27 protein-coding genes are annotated in these 24,364 nt (G+C 71.1%); 14 read left to right on the forward strand and 13 right to left on the reverse strand.

All coding sequences use genetic code 11. The annotated features are described in order from the left end of the window. Positions 1-66: 66 nt before the first annotated feature. Complete coding sequence (locus ACGFX9_RS15055; protein WP_393470689.1) at positions 67-1,380, forward strand: replication-associated recombination protein A; 1,314 nt, start codon at positions 67-69, stop codon at positions 1,378-1,380. Positions 1,381-1,523: 143 nt separating this feature from the next. Here the strand turns inward: ACGFX9_RS15055 and ACGFX9_RS15060 are convergent, their stop codons facing one another. The 4 genes from ACGFX9_RS15060 to ACGFX9_RS15075 all read right to left on the reverse strand — a co-directional run bounded on the left by ACGFX9_RS15060 (position 1,524) and on the right by ACGFX9_RS15075 (position 4,317). Further along, the gene (locus tag ACGFX9_RS15060; RefSeq protein ID WP_393470692.1) at positions 1,524-1,931 is read right to left on the reverse strand and encodes a type II toxin-antitoxin system VapC family toxin; all 408 of its coding nucleotides are present in this window, start codon (positions 1,929-1,931) and stop codon (positions 1,524-1,526) included. Beyond that, on the reverse strand, positions 1,928-2,203 hold the full coding sequence (locus tag ACGFX9_RS15065; RefSeq protein WP_356535720.1) for a hypothetical protein: 276 nt from the start codon (positions 2,201-2,203) through the stop codon (positions 1,928-1,930). The genes ACGFX9_RS15060 and ACGFX9_RS15065 overlap by 4 nt, the downstream gene beginning before the upstream one ends. Before the next feature lie 84 nt (positions 2,204-2,287). Beyond that, on the reverse strand, positions 2,288-3,331 hold the full coding sequence (locus ACGFX9_RS15070; RefSeq protein ID WP_393470696.1) for an ABC transporter permease: 1,044 nt from the start codon (positions 3,329-3,331) through the stop codon (positions 2,288-2,290). Beyond that, positions 3,328-4,317, reverse strand: coding sequence for an ABC transporter ATP-binding protein (locus tag ACGFX9_RS15075; protein ID WP_393470699.1), 990 nt, complete (start codon positions 4,315-4,317; stop codon positions 3,328-3,330). The genes ACGFX9_RS15070 and ACGFX9_RS15075 overlap by 4 nt, the downstream gene beginning before the upstream one ends. 290 nt (positions 4,318-4,607) lie before the next feature. Here ACGFX9_RS15075 and ACGFX9_RS15080 point away from each other — a divergent pair, with 290 nt between their 5' ends. Continuing rightward, positions 4,608-5,876 carry a histidine kinase gene (locus tag ACGFX9_RS15080; RefSeq protein ID WP_393470702.1) on the forward strand — a complete coding sequence of 423 codons (1,269 nt, stop codon included), beginning with the start codon at positions 4,608-4,610 and terminating at the stop codon, positions 5,874-5,876. Next, positions 5,873-6,529, forward strand: a complete 657-nt coding sequence (locus ACGFX9_RS15085; protein WP_393470705.1) for a response regulator — start codon at positions 5,873-5,875, stop codon at positions 6,527-6,529. Before ACGFX9_RS15080 ends, ACGFX9_RS15085 begins: the two co-directional genes overlap by 4 nt. An 86-nt stretch (positions 6,530-6,615) precedes the next feature. Here ACGFX9_RS15085 and ACGFX9_RS15090 read toward each other — a convergent pair whose 3' ends face one another. Beyond that, positions 6,616-6,864 (reverse strand): hypothetical protein, encoded by a 249-nt coding sequence (locus ACGFX9_RS15090; RefSeq protein WP_393470708.1) that lies wholly within the window; start codon positions 6,862-6,864, stop codon positions 6,616-6,618. Positions 6,865-7,041: 177 nt separating this feature from the next. Between ACGFX9_RS15090 and ACGFX9_RS15095 the strand changes: the two genes are divergently transcribed. Further along, positions 7,042-7,341 carry a chaplin gene (locus tag ACGFX9_RS15095; protein ID WP_393470711.1) on the forward strand — a complete coding sequence of 100 codons (300 nt, stop codon included), beginning with the start codon at positions 7,042-7,044 and terminating at the stop codon, positions 7,339-7,341. Between the two features lie 45 nt (positions 7,342-7,386). Here the strand turns inward: ACGFX9_RS15095 and ACGFX9_RS15100 are convergent, their stop codons facing one another. Genes ACGFX9_RS15100 through ACGFX9_RS15110 form a run of 3 tightly spaced genes read right to left on the reverse strand, consistent with a single transcriptional unit; the run spans position 7,387 to position 9,452 of the window. After that, positions 7,387-8,256 carry a tyrosinase family protein gene (locus tag ACGFX9_RS15100; RefSeq protein WP_393470714.1) on the reverse strand — a complete coding sequence of 290 codons (870 nt, stop codon included), beginning with the start codon at positions 8,254-8,256 and terminating at the stop codon, positions 7,387-7,389. A gap of 44 nt (positions 8,257-8,300) precedes the next feature. Continuing rightward, positions 8,301-8,747 carry a tyrosinase family oxidase copper chaperone gene (locus ACGFX9_RS15105; RefSeq protein ID WP_393470717.1) on the reverse strand — a complete coding sequence of 149 codons (447 nt, stop codon included), beginning with the start codon at positions 8,745-8,747 and terminating at the stop codon, positions 8,301-8,303. 57 nt (positions 8,748-8,804) lie between these two features. Further along, positions 8,805-9,452 carry a vitamin K epoxide reductase family protein gene (locus tag ACGFX9_RS15110; RefSeq protein WP_393470719.1) on the reverse strand — a complete coding sequence of 216 codons (648 nt, stop codon included), beginning with the start codon at positions 9,450-9,452 and terminating at the stop codon, positions 8,805-8,807. A gap of 135 nt (positions 9,453-9,587) precedes the next feature. Between ACGFX9_RS15110 and ACGFX9_RS15115 the strand changes: the two genes are divergently transcribed. Then, positions 9,588-9,806 (forward strand): hypothetical protein, encoded by a 219-nt coding sequence (locus ACGFX9_RS15115; protein WP_393470721.1) that lies wholly within the window; start codon positions 9,588-9,590, stop codon positions 9,804-9,806. A gap of 97 nt (positions 9,807-9,903) precedes the next feature. On the opposite strand, the gene ACGFX9_RS15120 is transcribed toward ACGFX9_RS15115, so the two are convergent. The 4 genes from ACGFX9_RS15120 to ACGFX9_RS15135 form a co-directional block, all read right to left on the reverse strand. Next, the gene (locus ACGFX9_RS15120; RefSeq protein ID WP_393470725.1) at positions 9,904-10,407 is read right to left on the reverse strand and encodes a DUF5949 family protein; all 504 of its coding nucleotides are present in this window, start codon (positions 10,405-10,407) and stop codon (positions 9,904-9,906) included. A gap of 335 nt (positions 10,408-10,742) precedes the next feature. Next, positions 10,743-11,024, reverse strand: a complete 282-nt coding sequence (locus ACGFX9_RS15125; RefSeq protein ID WP_393470729.1) for a hypothetical protein — start codon at positions 11,022-11,024, stop codon at positions 10,743-10,745. Between the two features lie 207 nt (positions 11,025-11,231). Next, positions 11,232-11,924: a hypothetical protein gene (locus ACGFX9_RS15130; RefSeq protein ID WP_393470733.1), complete on the reverse strand. Its 693-nt coding sequence runs from the start codon at positions 11,922-11,924 to the stop codon at positions 11,232-11,234. A 175-nt stretch (positions 11,925-12,099) separates the two neighbouring features. Then, a complete protein-coding gene (locus ACGFX9_RS15135) occupies positions 12,100-12,339 on the reverse strand; it encodes a chaplin (RefSeq protein ID WP_393470736.1) in 240 nt (79 codons plus the stop codon). 357 nt (positions 12,340-12,696) lie between these two features. On the opposite strand from ACGFX9_RS15135, the gene ACGFX9_RS15140 reads away from it, so the two are divergent. From ACGFX9_RS15140 to ACGFX9_RS15180, 9 genes are all read left to right on the forward strand, one after another. Next, positions 12,697-13,638 (forward strand): DUF3344 domain-containing protein, encoded by a 942-nt coding sequence (locus tag ACGFX9_RS15140; protein ID WP_393470739.1) that lies wholly within the window; start codon positions 12,697-12,699, stop codon positions 13,636-13,638. Positions 13,639-13,671: 33 nt separating this feature from the next. Further along, positions 13,672-14,826, forward strand: a complete 1,155-nt coding sequence (locus ACGFX9_RS15145) for a glycosyltransferase (RefSeq protein ID WP_393470742.1) — start codon at positions 13,672-13,674, stop codon at positions 14,824-14,826. Next, positions 14,823-16,304 (forward strand): exopolysaccharide biosynthesis polyprenyl glycosylphosphotransferase, encoded by a 1,482-nt coding sequence (locus ACGFX9_RS15150; RefSeq protein WP_393470746.1) that lies wholly within the window; start codon positions 14,823-14,825, stop codon positions 16,302-16,304. Before ACGFX9_RS15145 ends, ACGFX9_RS15150 begins: the two co-directional genes overlap by 4 nt. Before the next feature lie 98 nt (positions 16,305-16,402). After that, positions 16,403-17,665, forward strand: a complete 1,263-nt coding sequence (locus ACGFX9_RS15155) for an O-antigen ligase family protein (protein ID WP_393472401.1) — start codon at positions 16,403-16,405, stop codon at positions 17,663-17,665. After that, a complete protein-coding gene (gene murJ, locus ACGFX9_RS15160) occupies positions 17,662-19,299 on the forward strand; it encodes a murein biosynthesis integral membrane protein MurJ (protein ID WP_393470750.1) in 1,638 nt (545 codons plus the stop codon). The genes ACGFX9_RS15155 and murJ overlap by 4 nt, the downstream gene beginning before the upstream one ends. Continuing rightward, the gene (locus ACGFX9_RS15165; protein WP_393470752.1) at positions 19,289-20,074 is read left to right on the forward strand and encodes a polysaccharide deacetylase family protein; all 786 of its coding nucleotides are present in this window, start codon (positions 19,289-19,291) and stop codon (positions 20,072-20,074) included. Before murJ ends, ACGFX9_RS15165 begins: the two co-directional genes overlap by 11 nt. Next, a complete protein-coding gene (locus ACGFX9_RS15170; protein WP_393470755.1) occupies positions 20,071-21,264 on the forward strand; it encodes a glycosyltransferase in 1,194 nt (397 codons plus the stop codon). Before ACGFX9_RS15165 ends, ACGFX9_RS15170 begins: the two co-directional genes overlap by 4 nt. After that, a complete protein-coding gene (locus ACGFX9_RS15175) occupies positions 21,261-21,923 on the forward strand; it encodes a lipopolysaccharide biosynthesis protein (protein WP_393470758.1) in 663 nt (220 codons plus the stop codon). The genes ACGFX9_RS15170 and ACGFX9_RS15175 overlap by 4 nt, the downstream gene beginning before the upstream one ends. Continuing rightward, positions 21,923-23,086 carry a GNAT family N-acetyltransferase gene (locus tag ACGFX9_RS15180; protein ID WP_393470761.1) on the forward strand — a complete coding sequence of 388 codons (1,164 nt, stop codon included), beginning with the start codon at positions 21,923-21,925 and terminating at the stop codon, positions 23,084-23,086. Before ACGFX9_RS15175 ends, ACGFX9_RS15180 begins: the two co-directional genes overlap by 1 nt. On the opposite strand, the gene ACGFX9_RS15185 is transcribed toward ACGFX9_RS15180, so the two are convergent. Next, positions 23,087-24,277 (reverse strand): glycoside hydrolase family 26 protein, encoded by a 1,191-nt coding sequence (locus tag ACGFX9_RS15185; protein ID WP_393470764.1) that lies wholly within the window; start codon positions 24,275-24,277, stop codon positions 23,087-23,089. Between the last annotated feature and the right edge of the window lie 87 nt (positions 24,278-24,364).

Raw genomic sequence — 24,364 nt, forward strand, 5'->3', positions numbered from 1 at the left:
CCGTGCAAAGCTCGCCACGCCCGCACACCTCCGCCCGCACACCTCCGCTTGCGATCTGAGAGACCGATGGAACCGACCGAAGCGACCCTGCCGCTCTTCGACGAGGAGCCCGCCCGGCCACTGGCCGACCGCCTGCGTCCCACCCGGCTGGAAGACGTCGTCGGGCAGGACCACCTCTTGGCCCCGGACGCCCCGCTGGGCCGCATGGTCGCCCAGCGGCGCCTCGGTTCCGCCATCCTGTGGGGCCCGCCCGGCGTGGGGAAAACGACCATCGCCCGCCTCCTCGCGGACGGCAGCAACCTGGCCTTCGAACCGGTGTCGGCCACCTTCTCCGGCGTGGCGGAGCTGCGCAAGGTCTTCGCCGCCGCCCGCAGCCGGCGCACCATCGGCCAGGGCACCCTGCTGTTCGTCGACGAGATCCACCGCTTCAACCGCGCCCAGCAGGACAGCTTCCTGCCCTACGTCGAGGACGGCACGATCACCCTGGTCGGCGCCACCACCGAGAACCCCAGTTTCGAACTCAACGGCGCCCTCCTCTCCCGCACCCAGGTCCTCGTCCTCAAACGCCTCGACGAAGCCGCCCTGTCCACACTCCTCGACCGCGCCGAGGACCTCACCGGCCACCGGCTGCCCCTGGATGACGACGCCCGCCGAGCACTGATCGCCATGGCCGACGGCGACGGCCGCTACCTGCTCAACATGGCCGAACAGCTCCATGCCCTCCCGCACCCCGGCACCCCCCTGGACACCGCCGCGCTCGCCCACCACATCCAGCAGCGCGCCCCGCTGTACGACAAGGCACAGGAGGGCCACTACAACCTGATCTCCGCGCTCCACAAGTCGATGCGCGGCTCCGACCCGGACGCGGCCCTGTACTGGCTCGCCCGCATGCTCGACGGCGGCGAGGACCCGCTGTTCGTGGCCCGCCGCCTGGTCCGCTTCGCGAACGAAGACATCGGCATCGCCGACCCGCACGCCATCCAGCAGGCACTCGCCGCCTGGGACGTGTACGAGCGACTCGGCTCCCCCGAGGGCGAGTTGGCGATCGCGCAGGCCGTCGTGTACCTCGCCACGGCCCCCAAGTCCATCGCCGTCTACCGCGGCTTCAACGCGGCCCACCGATCCGCTCGCCGCACCGGCTCACTCATGCCGCCCGCCCACATCCTCAACGCCCCGACCCGGCTGATGAAGGACATCGGCTACGGCAAGGACTACCAGTACGACCCCGACACCACCGACGGCTTCTCCGGCGCCGACTACTTCCCCGACGGCATGGACCACGAGACCTACTACCAGCCCACCCGCAACGGCTACGAGTCCCAGATATCCGAGCGCCTGCGCCACTGGACCGGCTTGCGCGCTCGTAGGCGCAGCGGCTGACGTGGACGTATGGGCAGCGGACAGAGCCCGCACACGACAGAAGGGTGATGAGTCGTCGTGCGATCCGCGCATTCGATGCCGCGCGGTCCGGAGGTGTGCGGATCCTCGCGAGTCGTCTTCGTTGGAAGGGGTAACTCCCAAGGTCAGACGTCCTTGATCTGTACGCGGTCGCCGCACGATTCGGCCCAGTCGTCGCGGTCCGAGGTCAGTACGAGGACGGGCGCCGGGGAGCGGAGTGCCATCGCGGCGACGAGGGCGTCGATGGCGTACTTGTGGCCGTGCAGGCCACCGGCATCGCTCAGTAGCTGCACGGCGGTGAGGCTGTCCGCCTGGGTGACGTCCTGGACCTGGAGGCGGGAGAGCAGCCAGTGCAGCCGGGCGGTGTCCGTCTTCCCGTGGACGGCCTCCACCACCGTCAGGGCCGATACGAGGACGGGCACGCCTATGCGCCGAGCGGCCTCGATCCGGGTGACCATTTGGCGGCCGCCCTGCAGGAGGAGCGACAGCGCCTGGGAGTCCAGAACCATGGACCTGGCCGCGGGTTCCTTCATGCGGCGCTGTCGTTCGACGCGTACGGCGCCGGTGCGTCACCGAACAAATCGCGCTGCGCGGCCTGGATCTCGGCCTCGCTGAGCGGTTCGTGCTCGGCTTCGTAGGCGGCCACGATCTCGGAGAGGCCGTCCATTGCCAGCTGATGTCTGACCGCCGCGGTTACGTAGGCGGACACGCCGCGCTTGCCGGTGCGCGTGCGCAGAGCGCCGAGGAGTTCCGAGGGCAGTGAGACGGAGATGTTCTCCGTCCCTCCGGGGCGGGGCGACTTCATGAGACCCAGTCTAGTACAGGAACTATTACACCGCTGGGGCGCTGTGCAGGCTGCGTGGGTGGCGCATAGTGGAATCCCGACGTTTCACAAGAGCCGCTTGCGCCCCCAGAAGACGACGTAAGCGACGACAGCGGCGGTGGCGGCGAGCATGATGCCGGCTCCGAGCCACTGCATCGTGTGCATCTGGGAGACGGGGAGGTACTCCATGGACCGGCCGATGACGTGCTTCGACTCCAGGCAGGCGTTGTATGCCTTGGTGTGTTCCGACTGGGCGAGGCAGGTCGTCCAGTCCAGCTTCTCCCCGGAGCTGGTGAGGAAGTACGTGCCCTGTCCCTGTTGCACCGCCTCGGCGGGCAGCTTCGGAAGCTCGGCACCGGGCCCGACGCCGTTGTCGGTGCTGACCGACATGACGTTCCCCAGGTTCAGGCGGAATCGGTCCCACACGACACTGATCGCCCCGACGATGCCGAGAGTCACCACCATCGACACCAGCGTGCGGCGCAGGACCATGCCGACTGCCGCGCCCACCGTGAACGTGAGCAGGGCGTAGGCCACCGGCGTGATCCCCGTGGTGTCGAAGAACGCGCCGCTGGTCCATTCCAGGGTGTCGGCACGGCCCTTGAGCGGGCTCCACCACCAGCTGAACACCGTGCCCAGTACGGCGGTGGACAACGCGATCAGACCCGCGGTCATGGCGTACTTCGTGGTGAGCCACCGCAGTCGGCTGACGGACTGCGAGGTCACCAGCTTGGCGGTGCCGGACTCCAGGTCGCCCGCGATGAGCGGGGCGCCGAGGAAGACACCGGCCAGGATGGGGACGTAGCCCAGGAAGCCCCCGAAGCTGGACAGACGGCTGGTGTACTGCTCGAAATCGGGCGGAAGGCTGTCCGACTTCTTGGAGGACGCGTCCAGGGCGTTCAGTTCGTCCGTCAGCTGCCCGCGCAGATAGACCATGGCGACCACGCCGAGGACGGTGAGGGCGATCAGCGTCCAGTACGCGGCGCGGTGCTGGCGCCAGACGAGCCAGGCCGTGCCGCCGAGCCGGGGGCCGAACCGCCCGGAGCTCCGTCCGTCGGCCGGACGTCCGGCGGGCGTCGAGCGGGCCGGGTCGTGAGTGAGCGTGGTCATGCGGTCACAGCCTTCTGCCGGTCGCGGGCGATGATGTCGTGGATGTCGCCCGCCTGGGCGCTGGGGGCGATCAGTGGAGGCGCGTCGGGTGACCGCAGATAGGCGAGCAGAAGCTCCTCCAGGGTGGGAGGTTCGGCCTGCCCGCCGTACTTGATCGGCTCGCCGAGGCGTACCAGGACGCCCGGCCGGCCCTCGTCGCTCCGGGACTCGATGACCCTGTGCGGCGCGAGGGCGGGAGACGATCCGTCCGACGTGACGGCGAACAGGGCGTGTGCGGCGCGCAGTTCGTTCACCTCGCCCGCGAGGCGCAGACCGCCGTTCGCTACGACGAGGAGGTAGTCGCAGATGTACTGCAGCTCGGCGAGCATGTGCGAGGACACCAGTACCGTCGTGCCGTGCTGGGCGGCCTCCGTCGTCAGCGTGGCCATCAGCTCGCGGCGCACCAGCGGGTCCAGATCGGACATCGGCTCGTCGAGGATGAGCAGGTCAGGGCGCTTTCCGAAAGCCAGGGCGAAGGCGACGCGGGTGCGCTGCCCGCCGGACAGGGTTCCGATCTTCGCCTTCAGCGGCACCTGGCCCGCGTGGACGATGCCTTCCGCGACGCGCTGGTCCCAGCGGGGGTTGAGCTCGTGGCCGAGGCGCAGGGTCTCTCCCACGGTGAAGCGCCGGAACAGCGGCTTCTCCTGGGACAGGAACGCGGTCCGCAGGACGGCCTCCGTAGACCCCGGTGCCGCGCCGAACACCCGCAGGTCGCCGGCCGTCGGCTGGATCATGTTGGTGGCCAGGCTCATCAGGGTGCTCTTGCCGGCGCCGTTGGGGCCGACGAGGCCGCATACGCGTCCGGCAGGCAGCCGGAAGGAGACGTCCCGCAGCGCCCAGCCGCGCCGGTACTTCTTGCCGAGTCCGTAAGCCTCGATCGCGGCCTCGCCGGCAGGGCGCGGGGGAAGTCCCGCCCCGCCTGCGAGCTGCATCGTCGCGTGGTCCATGTGTGGCTCCTGTACGTGTGGGAGGACGGCCCTGCGCGTGGGGGAGGGGCCGCCCGTGTGTGGCCGACCGGAGAGGAACCCCACCGACCTGGGCTCCAGCGACTCCGGGCGTCCGCACTAAGGTGACGTTGGCCGTGATCACGGCGTCGCCCTTGCGTGGTGGAAGGCGACTGCCGCTCTCGATGGACACAACTCTGCTCTGCCGCGCCCCGCGGCGGATCGGGCGAAAGACAGATCATGCGCGGCCGGCTCCGACTTTCGGCCGGTCGCCGGAACGGACGGTGAGAGAGATGGCGGAAGCGAGCGCGGACGCGGCGAACGATGCACCCACGCCGCCCACAGCCACGCCCACGCCCACGGCCAGGACCATGACCCCGCGTGGCGAGAGGCGCTCATGGGTGCCGCCCGTCCCGCTGTGGGCGCTGCTGGTCGGCGGCCTGTTCGGCCTCGTCGTGCTGGACTGGGTGGGCGGTTTCTACGGGGTCACCGGTTCCTACTGGATCGTGGATCAAGGTCCCCCCAAGCTGACCGGCGCTCTCCTGGCCATCGGCCTCGTCGTCGCCTCGCCCCGGCTCGGCAGCCGGACCCTGCCGAAGGCAGCCTGCGTACTCGCCGCCGTGTCGTTGTGCATCTCGGTGTGGCTGCACCTGGAGATGAGGGCCAGCTCGCTGGCGTTGGGATTCGCCGAACCGGCTGCGCTGGCGTGGCTCCTGCTGATCGTGGCCCGGCGGGGGATGCCGTCGTGGGCGATGGCGGCCGTACCCGTGCTGTGGCTCGCGATCGTGCTGCGGCCGATGGCGGTCTCGGTGCGGCAGTCCACCATCATCATGGCGCTGCTCTTCGCCCTCGCGGCGGTCACGGCATTGGGCATCGGCCTCGGCACGCGCCTGCTCCTGGTGGACCGGCGGCGTCAGGCGGCGGCTCTCAAGCTGGAGCAGCGGACAGAGTTCGCCAGGGATCTGCACGACTTCGTCGCCCACCACGTGACCGGCATCGTCGTACAGGCACAGGGCGCCCAGGCGATCGTGGGAAAGCGGCCCGAACTGGTGCCGCCCGCGCTGCAGCGGATCGAACAGGCGGGCGCGGAGGCGCTGACCTCGATGCGGCACATGGTGGGGATGCTGCGCGACGCCGACGGAGAGGTGGCACTGACACCACTGGCGGGCATCGGCGAAGTGCGCACGCTCGTCGAGGAGTTCTCGGCGGTCGGTGGCGCCCGGGCCCGGCTCGAACTGGAAGGGACCTTCGACGACCTGCCGGTGGAGGTGACCACCACCGCTCACCGGGTGGTGATGGAGGCCCTCACCAACGTACGCAAACACGCCCACGGATGCACCGAGGTGCTGGTGCGCGTGGCCCGCTCGGGAGACCGGGTCGCCGTACGGGTCAGCGACGACGGACGGCCGCGCAACGTCTCCCACGGCGGCTTCGGGCTCAAGGGTCTGGCCGAGCGGGTGGGCCTGATCGGCGGAAGCGTCCAGGCGGGCCCGGTGACGGCCGGCGGCTGGGGCGTCGAGGCGACGCTTCCGGTGTCCACGGCAGGGGTGGCGGCCTCGTGACGATCCGCGTACTGATCGCCGACGACCAGGCCATGGTCCGTGCCGGGTTCGCGATGATCCTGGCCGCGGAGGACGACATCGACGTCGTAGGCGAGGCCACGGACGGGGTGCACGCCGTGGAACTCGCCGAGCGCCACCGGCCCGACGTGGTGCTGATGGACATCCGTATGCCCCGCATGGACGGCCTTGAGGCACTGCGCAGACTGACTCGCCCCGGCACCGTGAACCCCCCGAAGGTCGTCGTCGTCACGACGTTCGACGACGACGAGTACGTCCAACGCGCCCTGAGCGAGGGCGCCTCCGGTTTCCTGATCAAGGACTCCGGCCCTGCCCTGCTCGTCGAGGCCATCAGGGCGGCCGCCTCCGGCGAGGCACTGGTGAGCCCGGCCATCACCGTCCGGCTGCTGCGGCGTCTCAACAGCGCCGTGCCCGCCCCGCGGGAGCCGCACACCGCGCTCTCCGCACGGGAGAAGGACCTGGTGCGGCTGGTCGCCAGAGGGCTGACCAACGCCGAGATCGCCACCGAACTGTCCATCTCGGTAGGCACGGTGAAGACGCACCTCGCCAATGTGCAGATCAAACTGACCGCCCGCAACCGCGTGGAGATCGCGGCCTGGGCCTGGGAATCCGGTCTGGTCGACGGGCGAGGGTAGGCGCTGCGGGACGCCCGTGCGGCGCCCCACGAAAGGCGGGGCCGGACCCTCAAGGGCCGGCCCCGCCTTTCACGTATCCACCGCGCTTACCCCACCGCACCCAGAAGACCCGTGACCGGAGCCGCCAGGTCGGTCAGCTGGTGGAGCTGCTGCAGCTGGTACAGATCGTTGAGTCCGCCGAGCTGGCCGGTGACCGACGGCATCTCGTCGCGGTGCTCCGCGGGGATCGCGGACGTGGTGAGTGTGTCGATGGTCTCCGTGGGGGAGATGGCGGCGTTCGCCGCCGGTGCGGCCAGGGCCGATGCGCCGGCGGCGAGAGCTACTGCGGCGAGCATGCGTCGTGTTGAGATCATGTGATGCGCAACGGCCCCAGAGAGCCCTGGACACGGGCTCGCAGACGATTTCACCAATGATGTACCGATCAGTGCCGTTACCTGGTGCCTGTGACGCCGTTGAAGGGACCGTACGGCCGCGTACATGCGGACGTGCTCGTCAATTCAAAGGAGAACGTGATGTCTCGCATCGCGAAGGCAGCCGCTGTTGCCCTCGGCACGGGCGCCGTGGTGCTCAGTGGCGCCGGCCTGGCCTCGGCGGACGCAGGCGCAGAGGGGGCGGCCGTCGGCTCGCCCGGCGTCCTTTCGGGGAACCTCTTGCAGGTGCCGGTGCACATCCCGGTCAACGTGTGCGGCAACACTGTGGACGTCATCGGGCTGCTGAACCCGGCGTTCGGCAACACCTGCGTCAACAGCGACGGCCACCACGGTGGCCACCACGGCGGCCACCACGGTGGCCCCGGCGGCTACGGCGGCTGAGCCCGTGTGAAAGCCCCTGACGGTCACGGACCGTCAGGGGCTTCGTCATGCGTAGCGGTAGATGCCGCGATGGCTGAGCAGTTCGTCCGGCGGCACGTCCCACGGCGGCATCCCCTCGAAGCGGCCGACGACGCGGCCACTCGACGGGCCGTGTGCCGCGGGCGGCTTCTTGGGCAGGTAGGGCGCGGAGTGGGGGTGACGCGCCTGCCAGCGGTCCCACAGCAGGTCCACGAAGGCGTGGTTCAGCCAGAAGACGGGGTCGTTGACCGAGGCCCCGCCGAGCATGTGTCCGCCGACCCAGCGGTGGACGCGGTTGTGGTTGCGCCACTTCGCGCTCCCGGTGCCGGATGTCCACCCCTCCAGCTTGTTGCGGTAGCCGGTCTTCGATGTGGAGTCCCAGGGAGCGGTGTCGTACACCGGGTCGCGCATGGCCCAGGCGAGCTCGTCCGGGGTGGGGAGCTTGATCGGGTTCTGCGGCCGGCCGAAGTCCCGCATGAGGAAGTCGCCGGTCGTCGCGCCCTCCTTGATGACCCAGACGCCGTTCGTACGGGCGAAGGGACCGGACATCACCTGGCGGTCCGAGCGCCTGCCGTTGCCGCCCATGAGCCCGGCTCCCCAGAGCGACGCTCCCGCCGTCCGGTCCACCGTCCAGTCCCAGTACGGGACGGTCACGGAGGAGTCCACCCGTTGCAGGGCGCGCTCGAACTCCAGGAGGAACCTGCGGTGCCAGGGCAGGAACGAGGGCGTCATGTGGGCCACCCTCAGTCCGCTGTCCCCGTCGGAGACGTAGTGCTCGATGTGCGTCCGTACGAACTCGTCGTACCGGCCCTTGCGTTTGAGTTCGAGCACCGCGTTGACGAACCGTCGCTTCTCGGCGCGGGTGAGGCGGCTCTGGTTCTTGCGGGTGTAGACCACGTTCGGTGCGCTCCTCCGGTGAGGTCCTGTCTGTGGGGCCGGGCTCAGGCGGGACCGGCGCGCAGCTGCTGGGTGGGGCCGAGTTCGTCCACTGCCCTGCGGGTGGCGAGGAGAGGCGTCGGGAACGACTGGTAGTGGTCGATCATGCTCAGGTAGCCGCCGTCGGCCCGCCGCATGAGGTGCAGAGGACGGCCGTCGACAGTGATGTCCCAGGCCGCGCCCGTGTGTTGACGGACACCGGCCGCTCTCGCACCGCGGATGTGGCGGCCCGCGTACACCTCGTCGAACGAACCGTCGCCGAGGCTGTCGTCGAGCGAACCCTCGCCGAGGTCGTCGGACGGCGGGTGATCCGCCTGCCGGGTCCGGGCCGTCCACAGGAGCGCGGCCGGTGCCGTGACGGCGGCGACGGCGAATCCGATGAGACCACGCGCCGCGGTCCGGCGCGTGGTCTTCGCCGCGCCCGGACCGTCGGCCGCTGCTGCCTCGACCACTGCATGCCTCCTTGTACGTGATGCCTTCGCGCCCGGCGGACAGTCCCCCCGTTCGCGTCAGCTGGTCCAGAAGTCCCACCAGCGCGTGAGGATCAGCATCCCGATGACACCGACGTGCAGTACGGGGAAGACCCAGGTGAACTCGCCGAAGAACGTACGCAGCCAGGAAGGCGCCGGCAGGAATCCGTTGCGGACGTTGAACGACGTCACGTACCAGAACATGACGATCGTGGCGACCCAGGCCAGGCTGCACCACAGGCACAGCGAGTTGATCTCGTACAGCGACTGGTACTGCAACCACGTGCAGAACCCGACCCCGAAGAGCGTGCCCGCGTTCAGCGTCAGCCAGTACCAGCGGGGGAAGCGCGCCCGGCCCAGCAGGCTCATGCCGACACAGATCACGACCGCGTACGCGGCGATGCCCAGCATCGGATTCGGGAACCCGAAAGCCGACGCCTGCTCGCTCTTCATGATGTTCCCGCAGGACACCACCGGATTGAGGCTGCACCCCGGCGTGAAATCCGGGTCCTCGAGGAGCTTGAACTTGTCAAGCGTGATGACCCACGCCGCAAGCAGCCCCGCCGCACCCGTGATCACCAGAAGCAGCGCGAACGCACGACTTCCGCCGACACCGTGTGGAGAGTCCGCGCGCTGTAAGGAGGCTTCGGGATTTCGGGCTTTCGGCAGAGACGCCTTGGTGTGCATGGGCTCTGGTCCTTACTTGGTTCGTGGTTGGGGGGCTCGGCACCCTATTGCAGTAGTGGCGCAGCTCTCGGCACGACAGGGACTGGGCGGCTGATTAGCGTCGATCTCGTCCCCAACGGATCGAGGAGATCCCCCATGAAGATCACGCTTCGTCGTGCCGCTGCGACGGCCATGCTGGCCCTGGCCGTGACGGTTCCGCTCACAACTACCGCTTCGGCGGCGGAACTTCCCGCTCAGAAGGCCGCGGCGACCCCCTGCGACCACGGCGGGTGCTGGAACGACGGCTACCACCACGGCCACCACCACCACTACGACCACCTGCTCGACGCGGACCTGGGTCTGGGTCTGCTCTGACGTGGTGCGCTGAACGGTTTGCGTCACAGAGCGCTGGGGTCCTCCGGTCTGTCCCAACCGGCGGGCCCCAGTCGCATGCGGGCCACGTCGGCCGCCGCTAGCCGCGCAGGCTGCGCACCGAGAGCAGGCAGTGCGCGGCCCGGGTAAGCGTCTCCTCGTCGCCCGCGAACGCCTTGAGATCCTCCTCGGAGAGGGCGACCCCGGGCTTGGCCTCGGGCCAGGGGCGCGTGGTGAACAGGAAGTACGCGTGACCCCGCGCGCCCACGGCGGCGAGCCACTCCGGCGGCACCACGCACTGGGCACTGAGGTACGGCATGTTCAGCGCGGCCTGGCCGGCCTCGACGAGGAGGGTGACGGGCAGGCCCGGGTTGCGGGAGCTCTCCACGACAGGGCCGCCGATGGGGAGCCCGTTGTTCCGCAGCAGGAGTTCGACGGCTTCGGACGCGGCCTCAGGACCGCCCTCGCCGTCGCCCAGCGAGTAGGCGAGCAGGAAGGGCATGTCCTTCTCGTCCTCGGGGTGTTCACCACTCCAGGCGACCACGGTGAGGGTGCCCAGATCGGCGGCGCGGAAAGTGCGGGTTTCGCTCGATGTCGAGGTCATCCCGGAACCGTATCGATGAGTTCCGAGGTCTCAGGCCCGTCCGTCACTTGACTGGGTGAGTGTGGACGAGCGATCACACGATCGGGGCACGCCCGGTCGAACTCCGGGCATTCGAGTCGAACTGAGGCCCCGTGGAATTCCGGGGGGCCGGCGACGGGGCGGGCGGTGAAAAGCCGAGGGCCGGTTCCGCAGAACGCATTCTGCGGAACCGGCCGTCACCGCCGCGCCGTGTGCCGGCGGCCGCGTCCTCGGCGGAAGCCTTCGCAAGAACACGCCCACGCGATTGCTTCCCTCGAACGGCGTCGCGCGATCAGGAAGGGAAACAGGAATGAGTCCTACTTCGCGAGGGGGAGTCCGCCGAGAAGCTTGCCGGCGCCGCCGCCCGCGTGCACGTCTTTCGCGGCACTCTTCACCGTGTTGACGAGCGAGTCCTTGTTCTTGGTGTCCAGGGCGTTGGTGGCCACCGGCAAGGTGTCGAGCGTGAGCCCCCGGGCGGCGATCGTTTCCAGTCCACCGTTCAGGCTGGTGGGCGTGAGGTCGGCGGCAAAGGCGGGCGCGGCGGCACCAGCGATGACCATGGATCCGGCAACGACGGCGGCAGCCTTCAGGGGCTTCATCGTGTTCCTTTCTTCGGCGACAGACGGTCGCCAGCGGGGCTTTCACTTCGCCGTGGCTAACGAGCGCTGTGAACGGCGGAAACTCTGTGCGGCGGAAATTCACCGAACCCCACCCGAACGAAGGCGAGTCTCATTCTTGTATGAGATGGACACGGAAAACCCGCCGTGCCGGCGACGAAGGCCGACGCGACGGGCTCTGACCGGGGCTCAGGCCCCGGGTGCCTGGGGCGTCGTGGGCAGGGCGGGCAGGCCCGCCAGCTTGGGAGCCGGGAGGCCGCCGGCGAGGACGGTGGCGGTGACGACGTTGACGAGGCCGGTCAGGACGATGGGGGCCTGCTTGCCCACCGCGGTGGCATCACCCGCGGTGGCCGCCTTGGTGAGGGCGTCGACCGCGGTCTGCAGCTCCTTGAGGGCGTCGGCCTTGGGGTCGGGAGCCGCCACGATGTCGCTCGAAGGTCCCTTGGGGAGCGGGGCCGCCGGGAGTTCGGCCTTGGGCGCCGCGGGCACCGCCGGGGTCTCGGGCAGCGCCTGAGCTTCGGGGACCGCCTGCCCTTCGGGAACGGCTGGTGCCGCGGGGGCTTTCGCGGCACCGGCGCCCGCGATGGCCTTCCTCGCCGCGTCGGCGAGCTTCGTGGCGTCCGCGGCGGGGAGCTTGCCGCCGTCGGCCTTCAGTGCGGCGGTGAGCAGCTCGGTGACCGGAGTGAGTACGCCGCCGATGTCGCCCAGCGTCTTCGCCTGCGCCAGCAGCTCGGTCGCTTTGGGGACCGGCGCGCGGACCGCTTCCTGAGCGCTGCCGCCGGGGGTGTCGTTCTCGGCTGCGACGACAGGACCGGCCGCCCCCAGGAGGAGCGTCGTGCAGAGGGCGGTGGCCGCGATGCGCCGGACGGGCAGAGCACGCATGGGTGTTCCCTTCGGTGATGCGTCGGATCTTGTGTTCACCGTGAAAGCGGCGGGAACCGACCGCAACCGAGCGACTGCCATTTGGGGCATGGAGGGGTTGGGGTGCTCGGGAACGCACGACGGCCGCTCTCCCCGAGGGGAGAACGGCCGTCGCGAAAAGCGAGCTGGCGAGGTGTCAGCTGTTGACGCAGGTGTTGCCGAACGCCGGGTTCAGGAGACCGATGACGTTGATGGTGTTGCCGCAGAGGTTGACCGGAACGTGGACCGGGACCTGGACGAGGTTGCCCGAGAGGACGCCGGGGGAGTGGGTGGCTGCCCCCTGGGCGCCGGCGTCAGCGGCGGCGATGCCGGCGCTGCCGGCCATGGCGGCCACGGCAACGGTGGAGAGGGCGAGGGCCTTCGCGGTACGCGACATGGAGAGTTGCTCCTTGGTCAGTTGGTGCATCGCCAGGGCGGTGTGCCCGGCCCATGGATCAACGGACGTGGCCCGCAAGGGTTGTGGGCCCAAAAGGGTGATCTGCTGGCGTGAGGTTCACGCGGAGGGCCCGGCCCCGTACTCCCGGCAGGGCCCGAGAGCCGCCTGATCACTGCGCACTTCACGATTCCGACACACTTGTCAGCCTTCCTGGATTAATCCGGAAAGCGGCTAGTGTTGCTCATCTCCTGAAGCCATTTGAAAGAACAAGTGCGGGAAGTTACGCGTCTTGTGTGACTAACGCATTTCCCTTCTCGCTCCTGGTTCAGAACCTTTCCCGAAAGGGCAACGCCGGTCATGCGTCATTCCGTGGGTCCCCTTCTGCGTCGCGTGACGCTGTGTGCCTTTTCCCTCGCCGTTGTCGCGGCGCCGGGCGGCCCCGCCCTGGCCGTGCCCTCGCCCCCTGCCGCCGAAGCGCCGAGCATCGAATTCGCCCAGCGCTATCACGCCCTTCAGCGCGGCGGAATCACCCGCGCCGCCAACACGTCCCACGACTACGACATGTCCTACGTAGACGTCGACAGGGATTCGAACACCTACAACTCCAGCCGTGGAGAGGTCCGTCTCCCCAAGGGCTCCCGCGTGTCCTACGCGCGCCTGTACTGGGGCGACAACCTCCGCGTCGGCGAGCAGAAGCCCGCCGAGGACAACGGCATGGCCCTGATCGCCGAACCCGGCGGCAGCTACCAGGACGTGCGGGCCGACACCCTTGTCGGGCACCGCGCCGCCGACGAGGTGGACGCCTTCCAGGCCTCGGCCGACGTCACGCCCCTCGTACGGGCCGGTGGCGAGGGGCTCTACACCGTCGCGCAGGTCAATGCGGCGAGGGGGCACTTCGGCGCCGACTCCTTCGACGCACGGCGGCGTGGCCATGTGCTCCGTCTCTCCGGCGCCCCGGTCCCGGCCCGCGCGAGCGGGGACGTGGGCATGGTGACGTACAACGGAGACCGCGGGATGACCGGCGACACGCTCACCGTGTCGTCCGGCGGGAGCAGGCCCCAGCGGCTCTCCGACGCGGCCAACCCCGCCGATGACGTACTGAACTCGACCATCAGCGAGCCGGGCAGGCAGATCGCCAGGAAGCCCGCGTACACCAACACGCTCGGATACGACTCCGACATCTTCCGGCTCGACAGGTCCCTCAAGGCCGACCGCGAGGGTCTGCTCATCCGTCTCGCGTCGCAGCGGGAGTCCGCGTGGGCCGGTGTGCTCTTCACCGCTGTGGACGCGAAGCGGTAGGGCACCTCCTTCCCCCTGAGCAAGGCGCCGTGCATGCAACTGATCGCAACAGACCCCCGGCTGAGCGTCCTTCACGTCGCCCAGCCCGTCGACGGCGGAGTGGCCCGCGTGGTCACCGACCTGGTCAAGTCCCAGCTGTCCGCCGGAATGCAGGTCCACGTCGCGTGTCCGGGCAGCGGTCTCCTGCCGGAGGCCGTACGCGGCCTGGGAAGCGGCACGCACCACTGGGCGGCGGCCCGGTCCCCCGGGCCGGGGGTGCCGGGCGAGGTACGGCGTCTCGCCCGCCTCGTCGAGGCGGTCAGGCCCGACGTGGTGCACGCGCACAGCGCCAAGGCCGGGCTCGCCGCCAGGCTCGCCGTGCGCGGCCGGATCCCCACGGTGTTCCAGCCGCACGCGTGGTCCTTCGAGGCCGTCGGCGGCGTGAGCGCGCGGCTCGCCCTGCGCTGGGAGCGCTTCGGTACGCGCTGGGCCACGCGGGTCGTCTGTGTCAGCGAGGCCGAGCTGCGCACCGGGCAGCGGGCCGGGATCGACGCCCACTGGTCCGTGATCCCCAACGGGGTGGAGACCGAGCGCTTTTGGCCCGTGGACGCGCGGACGGCGCGGACCGCCCTTGACCTCGAAGGACAGGCCCCGCTGGTGGTGTGCGTGGGGCGGCTGTGCCGGCAGAAGGGCCAGGACCTCCTGCTGCGGGCGTGGGCGGCGGTCACCGAACGGATGCCGCTCGCCCGGCTCGTCCTGGTCGGCGACGGCCCCGACGCCGCCGCCCTGCGCGCACAGGCGCCCGCCTCCGTCCGCTTCGTCGGAGCCGCCAGGGACGCCACCCCCTGGTACCAGGCCGCCGACGTGGTCGTCATGCCATCGCGCTGGGAAGGCATGGCACTCGTACCCCTGGAAGCCATGGCCTGCGGCCGGCCCGTGGTGGTCACCGACGTGGACGGCGCCTGCGAGAGCCTGCCGCCCGAACTCGTGCCGCACGGCCTGGTGCCCCCCGAGGACCCCGAGGCACTGGCACGCGCCCTGCTCGGGCTGCTTGACGATCCGCCCCTTCGCGCGTCCCTCGGCCGGGCGGCGCACCGCCATGTTCTGAACACCCACGATGTGCGGCGCACCGCGGACGCTGTCGCGGCCGTGTACCGCGAGCTGCTGGGCGTGGGGCCCATCAAGTGCAGGGAGTCCATCAACCCGTGAGTGCGGAACGAACCGTCGCCACCTCTGCCACGCAGCCACGGGCGGCCGACCACGCCATCCCCACCGCCTCGGTCATCCCTCCCCGCGGGGCCGGCGGCGGCCTGCGGACGAGCATCGGCCGGGGCTCCTCCGTACGCCGTTCCTCGGCCTTCCCCCTGCTCGCCGTCGACTGCGGCGCGGCCCTGCTCGCCGCCGTGGCGCTCGAAGGACCGCAGCGCCACCCTCTCCTGGTGGCCCTGCTGCTGGCCTGCGTGATCGCGCTGAACGTGCGCGCCGCGCTGTATCGTCCGCTCGCCGTGCCATCGGCGCTCGATGAACTGCCTTCGCTGGCTTGGCAGATCACGGTGAGCTGGTGCGCTGTGGGGCTGGCCGCGGCGAGCTTCACCGCGCTGCGTCCGCTCTCCCTCGCCGCCCTGTCCATGGCCGCCGCGCTCCAGTGCGTGCTGTGCTGCGCGGGCCGCGGAGCCCTGTACCTGCGGGCCCGCAGGGCGACGCTCCGTCAGCCGCGCCCGGCCCTCGTCGTCGGTCCAGGCGCCGCCGCGCGCCGCGTTGCCGACGCGGTCCTGCGCCATCCGCGGGCCGGGGTGCGGCCGGTGGGCGTCGTGGGGGAGGCGCCCGGCGAGCGCACGGAGTCGGAGGGGGCCGAACTGCCGGTGCTCTCCACCATCGAGGAGCTGCGCCGCGCGGTCATCCAGAACTCCGTGCGCACCGTCCTGGTCGTCGGGCCGACTCCCGGCCCCGACCAGATCGGGTGGCTGCGGGAGCTGGACGGCTCGGGCTGCGAGGTGTGGGCGGTCGACGCGACACAGCCGCCGGGGTACGACGCGCCGGGGCGCCAGAACAGATCCGGGCACCTCGCCGGGTTCCCCTGCCGCAGACTCGTGCCCGCCGGGCGCGGGTACTTCAGCCTCAGCAAGCGCGTCATGGACTTCGTGACCTCGGGGATCCTGCTGCTGCTCGCCGGGCCCGTGCTCCTCGCGTGCGCCGCCGTGCTGCGGGCCACCGAAGGACCCGGGGTGATCTTCCGTCAGGAGCGCATCGGCAAGGACGGACGGCCCTTCACCCTGCTGAAGTTCCGCACGCACCGCCCCGCCGATCAGCACGAGGCGGCGACCCGGTGGACCGTCGCGGGCGAGCAGCACATGAGCGGCTTCTGCCAGTTCCTGCGCCGTACGTCCCTCGACGAGCTGCCGCAGCTGTGGAACGTCCTGCGGGGAGACATGAGCCTGGTCGGTCCGCGCCCCGAACGCCCTTATTTCGTCGCCCAGTTCAGCAAGGCGCACCCCGGCTACTCGGAGCGTCACCGCATGCCGACCGGCATCACAGGGCTCGCCCAGATCCAGGGGCTGCGGGGCGACACCTCGATCGAGGACCGGTGCCGGTTCGACAACGCCTACATCGACAGCTGGTCGTTCTGGCAGGACCTCTGCATCCTGCTGCGGACCGCCGCCTCCCTCGTACGCCCGACGGGGAGCTGACGCGGGTGAACGCCGCCTCGATCACGCTCATCCCGCCGGGCTCACCGGCCGCCGCCCTGACGGCGGCACTGCGCCGGGCGGGACCCGTCCTGCCCGTCATGGCCGTGGTCGCCCTGCTCGCGCTTCCCGTGCCGCCGGACGCCGGCGGTTCCGGCGCCGCATCCGGCGGCACGGTCGCCGACGCGGTCTCCGGCCTGGTCGTGCTCTGGTGCGTGGCCCGCGCCGTGCGCGGGGCGCGGCGACCGCTGACGCGCACCGCCGCCGTCGTGCTCGGCCTCCCGGTGCTCGGCATCGCGGTCGCCGCGGTCGGCGCGAGCACCACCTCCGCCGGGATGACGGGCCTGGCGCGCTACCTCCAGATCTTCGTCCTCGTACCGGCCGCGGTCCTGATGCTCGTCCGGGACCGCCGCGACTTCCGTCTGGTGGCCTGGTCCCTCGTCGCTCTCGCGCTGTTCCAGGGCTCGCTCGGCGCCTATCAGTACGTCACGGGCACGGGCGCCAGCTATATGGGCTCGGACGTCCGGGCCGTGGGCACCTTCGGCCCGACGGACGTCATGGGGATGGCGACCGTGGTGGCGTACGGACTGGTGTGCGCGGTCGCCCTCGCGCTCGGCCCGGTGTCCCCGAGGCAGCGTCAGATGGCTTTGGTGTGCGCGCTGCTCCTGACCGTGCCGCTCGCGCTCTCCTTCAGCCGGGGCGCCTGGATCGCCACCGTCGTGGCGTGCGGCGCGCAGCTCGGGCTCGCGGGCGTGCGGCGCGCGCTGCGGGTCTTGACGGCGGCGGCCGCGGCGGGCGTGGTTCTCGTGGGCGGGTTCGGGGTCGGTACGCAGATGCTGCAGGAGCGCATCACCAGCATCACGCAGGTGACCGACGCCCCCGACCAGTCGGTCACCGACCGGTACACGATGTGGGCCGCCGCGGTGGACATGTGGAGTGAGCGGCCGGTGTCGGGCGTGGGGCTCAAGGCCTTCCCCGACCATCGCGACAGCCACGCCTCGGTGGCCCTCTCGTCGGCCAGCGACACCGCGGGCGCGGGCGCCGAGTTCAGCCGCGAGCCGCTGCTCTCCCCGCACAACATGTATCTCCTCGTCCTCAGTGAGCAGGGGCTGCTCGGCCTGTGCGCGCTGGTGGGCAGCTGGGCGGCCTTCCTGCTGCTGGGGTTGCGGCGCCTCGCCCGGGTGCGCGGGCGGCCCGGCGTGGACTGCGCGCTGGTCGCGTGCGGGCTGCTTGTGTGGCAGCTGGTCGATTTCGCGTACGCCGACATCGGCGGGCCATCGACCGTGCTCATGGCGGTGGTGTTGGGGCTCGTGGCCTGGTGGGCGCTCTCCCCGAGAGCCCTGTCGGGGGAGGTCCCGCGATGACCTCGACGACCCACGCCCCGGACACGGGACCGGCCGGGAAGGTCACCGCCCCGGCGGCCGAGCCCGTCAAAGGCTCCGACCCCTCCAACGGCTTCCTCGCCAAGGCCGCTCTGGTCACCGCGGTCCTCACGGTGGCCGGATCGGTGCTCGGGCTCGTGCGCGACCAGGCGCTGGCCCACTTCTTCGGCGCGGGCGCCGAGACCGACGCCTTCCTGGTCGCGTGGACCGTCCCCGAGGTGGCCACCACGCTGCTCATCGAGGACGGCCTCGCGTTCGCCCTCGTACCCGCCTTCAGCATGGCCATCGCCCGCCGCGGCCAGGGCGCGCCGCGGGACCCGGTGCGGGCCCTGGTGGCCGCATCGCTGCCCCGGCTGATCCTGGCCTCGGGGGCCGTCGCGCTGATCCTGATGTTCGGGGCTCCGGTCCTGGTGGAGGTCCTCGCGCCCGGGCTGCCCGACCCGGGCCTCGCCGTGGACTGCACGCTGCTGACCGCCACCTGCGTCTTCACCTTCGGGCTCGCCGGCTACTGCAGCGCGGCGCTGCGCGCCCACCGCAGGTTCGTGGCGCCCGCGGGCATCTACGTCTTCTACAACATCGGCATCATCACGGCGCTCTTCGTCCTCGCCCCCCGCTACGGCGTCCGGGCCGCCGCCCTCGGCGTCGCGGTCGGCGGCGTCCTCATGGTCCTCGCCCAGGCGCCGTCGCTCTGGCGGCAGCTCACCCGCGACACCGCCGACGCGCCGGACGACAAGGCGTCGACCGCCTCGGCGCCGGCGCTGATGAGCGGCACCCTCATCGCCACCGTCCTGTTGTTCGCGCTGTGCCGGCAGTCGCAGGTGCTCATCGAGCGCTTCCTGGCGTCCTCACTGCCCGCCGGGGCCATCTCGCACCTCAACTACGCCCAGAAAGTGGCGCAGGTGCCGATGATCCTCTCCCTGATGCTGTGCACGGTCACGCTCCCCGTCGTTGCGCGGGCCCTGGCCGAGGGCGACATCAAGCGGGCCAGGTCGCGGGTCGAGCGCGATCTGGGGCTCGCCGGATGCGTGGTGCTGCTCGGCACCTCGGTGGTGATCGCGTGCGCACCCCAGCTCATCCAACTCCTCTTCCAGCGGGGCGCGTTCACCGCGGACGACACCGAGGCCACGGCCGCCGTCATGCGTGTGTACGCCCTGGGCCTCCTCGGCCACACCCTGGTGGGCGCCCTGGTCCGCTCCTACTTCTCCGGCGGGCGCGCCACCTGGTACCCGCTGGGCGCGATGGCGGTCGGCATCGCGGCCACCGCGGGGATCGGCGGCTGGGCGGTGGACCTGTGGGGCGTACGCGGCATCGCGCTCGCCAACGCGGCCGGGATCAGCGTCACGGCCGGTGTGCTGCTGCGCGGGATGGGCCCGCGCAACGTGCCGATCCGGGTCCGCCGGGTGCTGGCGGAACTGGCCAAGCCGGCCGCGGCGACGGTGTGCGCCACCGCGGCGGGCGGCGCCTTCGCGGGCCATGTGGAATCACCGCTCATCGCCGTCGCCGCCGTCGCCCCGATCGTCGTCGCCGTCTTCGTCCTGGTGCTCTGGGCCCTGAAGGCCCAGGCCATCGGGCCCGTCCTCCGTTCCGTCACACGAAAGCTCGCGCATGTCCGTTGACACAGCACAAGGCCGGACCTCCCGTTCGCGGCGCAGACGGCACTGGCTGCCCGAAGCGCCGATGTGGGTGGCGATGTACCACTCCGTGGACGACTGCGCGGACGACCCCTACAAGATCACCGTCACGCCCGAACGCCTGGCCGCACAGCTTCGCTGGCTGCGGCGCCAGGGCCTGCGCGGGGTGAGCATGACGCGGCTGCTCACGGCGCGCGCCCGGGGCGAGGGCCGGGACCTGGTCGGCCTCACCTTCGACGACGGGTACACCGACTTCGTCGACCACGCCCTGCCGCTCCTGCACCGCTACGACTTCGATGCCACGCTCTTCGTGCTCCCCGGCCGCCTCGCGGGGGAGAACGCCTGGGACCCGCTCGGCCCGCGCAAACCACTGCTCGGCGCGGACGGCATCCGCCGGGCCGCCGCCGAGGGGATGGAGGTCGCCTCGCACGGCCTCACGCACATCGACCTCACCCAGGCCGGCGACCGGCTGCTGTGGCAGGAGACGAGCGGCAGCCGGGTCGCGCTTTCCGACCTCATCGGCAGCGAGGTCGAGGGCTTCTGCTATCCGTACGGCACCATCGACGAGCGTGTCGTGGAGTGCGTACGAGCGGCCGGCTACCGCTACGGATGCGCGATCTCCCCAGGCCCCCTGACCGGGGTGCACGCCCTGCCCCGCGTGCACGTCGGGCAGGAGGACACCGCGCTGCGGCTCCAGCTGAAGCTGCGGCTCAACCGGCTGCGCCGCCGTGCGGTGCGCGAACCGGCGGTGACCGAATGAAGGCACTGCACATCATCACCGGCCTCGGGGTCGGCGGCGCCGAGCAGCAACTGCGGCTGCTTCTACGCCACTTGCCCGCCGCCTGTGATGTCGTCACCCTCACCAACCCGGGCCCGGTCGCCCAGGGCCTGGAGGCCGACGGAGTGCGCGTCATCCACCTGGGCATGTTCGGCAACCGTGACGTGGGAGCCGTGCCCCGCCTCGCGAAGGTCATCCGGGGCGGCGGCTACGACCTGGTCCACACCCACCTGTACCGCGCCTGCCTGTACGGGCGCGTCGCCGCCCGCATCGCCGGGACACGCGCCGTGGTGGCCACCGAACACTCCCTCGGTGACTCGCAGATGGAGGGACGGCCGCTGACCGCGGGCGTCCGCGCGCTGTACCTGGCCGGGGAGCGCCTGGGGCGGGCCACCGTCGCGGTCTCCCCGTCCGTCGCCGAGCGGCTCAGCCGGTGGGGCGTACCCCGGCAGCGCATCCACGTCGTACCGAACGGCATCGACGTCGAACGGTTCCGCTTCGACCCCCGGGCCCGGATCACCGCCCGCCGCCAACTGGGGCTTCCGGACGAGGCGTTCGTCGTCGGGGGAGTCGGCAGGCTGGCTCCCGGCAAGCGCTTCGACGTCCTGCTGCACGCGGTGGCCGCGCTGCCCCAGGACGTACGCGTGCTGCTGGTCGGGGGAGGGCCCGACGAGGAGAGGCTGCGCGCGACGGCGGGCCGGCTCGGCATCGCAGGCCGTGTGGTGTTCGCCGGGGAGCGGGCCCACCTGGCCGGGGAGTCCGCTGGGGGCGGTGAGGGCGGTGAGGGCGGTGAGGGCGGTGAGGGCGAGGGCGGTGCGGGCGGCGACCTGCCCGCCCTGCTCGCCGCCATGGACGTCCTCGCCTCGCCATCGCCGGAGGAGGCCTTCGGCCTGGCCGTCGTGGAGGGCCTGGCCGCCGGTCTTCCGGTGCTCTACGTCCGGTGCCCCGCCGTCGAGGACCTGCCGCCGGACGCGGCCACCGGCGCCCTGCGGGTCACGGGCGACCCGGTCTCCTTCGCCCGGGCGCTGACCCGGCTCCGGGAGGCAGGGCCGGGGCGGCGCCTCGCCCCACAGGCCGTGGGGCACTACAGCATCACCCGCAGCGCGGCCCAGCTGATGCACGTGTACGAGGCAGCTGCCTCCGGCTCGACCCCGAGAGTGAGTTCCCGATGATCGATACCCTCAGCAGGCGGCTCCGCCCGGCCGGTGGCCCCGCTGCGATGCTGACCCGCGTGAAGCGCCTGCCCGTGTGGTGGCTGCTCCCGGCGGGCGCCGCGCTCGGCGCCCTGACCGGCGGTGTGTACGGGGCGGTGACGACACCGCAGTACACCGCGACGAGTTACGTGATCGCCGTCCCGCAGAAGGGCTCCGACCCCACCGCCGCACTGGGCTTCGCCACCGCCTACGGCCGGGTCGCCACGCAGATCGCGGTGCTCGGCGACGCCCAGGTGGAGTCGGGTGTCTCGCCGCGGACGCTGCGCGACAGCGTGCGTGCGGCCACCTCGCCCGACGCGCCGATGATCGCCATCTCGGCTGACGCGGCCGAGCCCGGCAAGGCGGCCGACATCGCCAACGCCGTCTCACGCTCCCTGACCGACAACGCGAACCACACCAAGGACAGCACCCAGGTACGTCTCCTGCAACTCTCCCGTGCGGTCGAGCCCGCGGACCCCGCTTCGGCCCAGGCGCCCATGACCGCCCTGGTGGGCGGCTGCGCGGGCGGCCTGCTCGGCGGTCTCGCCCTCCTTGTGCGCCCCCGGCGCGGCGAGGACGCGGTGGCCGCCGCGGTGCCGGGCCCCGCGCAGGCCGCCGACCTCAGCCGGGAGAGGTGATGGCGGTGTCCCAAGGCGCCCGTGACCTGACCCGTGACATGAACCATGACTTGAGCGTCGAACTCTGCACGGACGAGGGGGAGTTCGGGAATGTGGCGGCGGCGTGGGCCCGGCTGCACCGCCGGTGCCGCACGGCGACGCCGTTCCAGAGCCACGCGTGGCTGCACTCCTGGTGGCTCTCCTACGGCAGGCGTGGACGGCTCCGCGTCGTCCTCGTACGCAAGGACGGCGAGCTGATCGCCGCGGCCCCGCTGATGCGCGCGCACGTCCCGCTCCCGGCGCTCGTGCCGCTGGGCGGCGCGATCTCGGACTTCACCGATGTGCTGCTGGACGACGAGTACGCCGACGAGGCCGCGCAGGCCCTGGCCGACGGCCTGTCGAAGCTGGCCCGCGGCGCCCTGATCGACTTCCGCGAGGTCAGGTCCGGAGCCGCCCTGGAGCGGATCTACGAACGCTGGCACGGGCCACGGCTGCGCCTCGCGGACTCCCTCTGTCTTGAGCTGCCCGCGGCTTCCATGGAGGAGCTGCTCGGGCGGCTGCCCGCGCCACGGGCCCAGCGGGCGCGCGCCAAGATCCGGAAGATGGACGCGCTGGGCGTCGAGCGGAGGGTCGTACGCCACGACGAGGTGGACGAGTCGGTGCGCACGCTCCTGCGTCTGCACCAACTCCAGTGGCAGGGCCGCAAGGTGACGTCCGAGCACCTCCAGCCGCGGTTCTCCGAGCACCTGATCAGGTCGGTCGGGCTCATGGTCCGGACGGGCGACGCGGTAGTCACCGAGTTCCGGCTCGACGACGCCGTGGTCGCGGCGGACCTGACCCTGCTCTCGCCCCACCTGGTCGGCGGCTATCTCTACGGGGCACACCCGCAACTGCGCGAGCGCAAGGTGGACGTGGCGACGATGCTCCTGAACGCCTGCACGGAGCATGCCGAGGGCGACAGGAGCCGGGTGCTCAGCCTCCTGCGCGGCAACGAACCGTACAAACACCACTGGCGCCCCGAGGCGGTCACCAACCACCGCTTCCTGCTCGCCCGCCGGCGCACCGCCCCCGTGCTGCGGGCCGCCGCGTGGGATGCCGCAGCCCGCAGCCGGGCCAAGGAGTTCCTGCGCGAGCGCCGCGAGCGCCGGGAGCGCAAGGAGCGGCCTGACCAGGAGCGTTCCTGATCAGGAACGCTTGTACCAGTCCAGGCGCATGCACAGTTTGCCGCCGAGCCAGCGGTCGATCCAGTCACCCAGATTCAGCGGGGAACAGTGGGGCGGAGCCGTCGGCGTGGTCGGCTCCGGCACGGGCGCGGTGCCCGTACGGCCGAAGAGCAGCATCCGATAGGCCTTGGACGACTTGGGGTTGTCGTCGCACTGCCACACACCGTGCGGGCAGTAGTCGGTGAGGGTGTTGTAGAGCGGTTTGTGCTCGTCCATCCAGGCGAGCATCTTCCGCATGTATTCCTCGTTGTCACCGTTCCGGAAAAGGCCCCACTCCGGATAGGAGATTTCCTTGTTGTGGGCCTTCGCGAATTCCACGTGCTCTTTCAGTCCGTACGGCTCGCTGACCTGCTCGGCGAAATCCATGCCCTCCGGCTGGTCGTACGAATCCATGCCGATGATGTCCACGACGTCATCGCCCGGATAACACCGCGTCCACGGAGTGGCGTCCCGGCCCCTGTTGGGCGTGAAGTCGAACTTGAACTTCTGTCCTGGCACCGAACGCATCGTGGTGATGATGCGCTTCCAGTACGTTTTCCAGGCCTCCGGGTCGGGACCGCACCGATGGGTGTACGTGATGCCGTTCATTTCCCAGCCGAGCACCACCACGGTGTAGGGCACCTTCAGCTTCACAAGCCGCTCGGCGAGAGCGCGGTAATGCTGGTCGAACTCGCCCGCCGCGCCCCGGCGCAGCTGCGCGCGGACCTCCGCGTCGCCGACGTGGTCCTCGTTGCGCTCCAGCATGGGGACGTTGAGGACGAAGAGCCGGTCGTCCTGCGCGCGCCGCCACTGGGCCCAGCTCTCCAGGAAGTTCGGGGCGCCCTCGATGTTGCTCCACCGGTCGCCCGGCAGGTAGGTGTGCCCGACACGCAGCTCGGCGCCGCCCAGCCACTTGCTGAGCTCGGCCATCCGCTGCACGCCGTCGGGCCCGTAGGTGAGGTAGGCGCCGAAGGCGGGCCTCTGCTGCTGGGCCGGCGGGTCGCCGCCGGGGGTGCTCGGCGCCGCGGAGGGTTCGGGGGAGGCCGGTGGTTCGGGGTCCTGCCCGGCTCCGGACGCGTAGCCAGGACCGACGGCGAGCGCTGCCGATACGACGATTCCGCCGGCGACGAACGCCAGCCGTTCACTGGTGCTCCGGCGTCTCGGCAAAGCCATGGGCGCTCCTCGTGCTGCTCGTCCAGCTGCTCGTCCACTGACACTCAGTCATATGTATTTCTATTGCGCCAATCGAGCCCCTAATCC

This window comes from Streptomyces sp. NPDC048436 (assembly GCF_043200355.1).
In the GTDB taxonomy this organism is placed as follows: Bacteria; Actinomycetota; Actinomycetes; order Streptomycetales; family Streptomycetaceae; genus Streptomyces.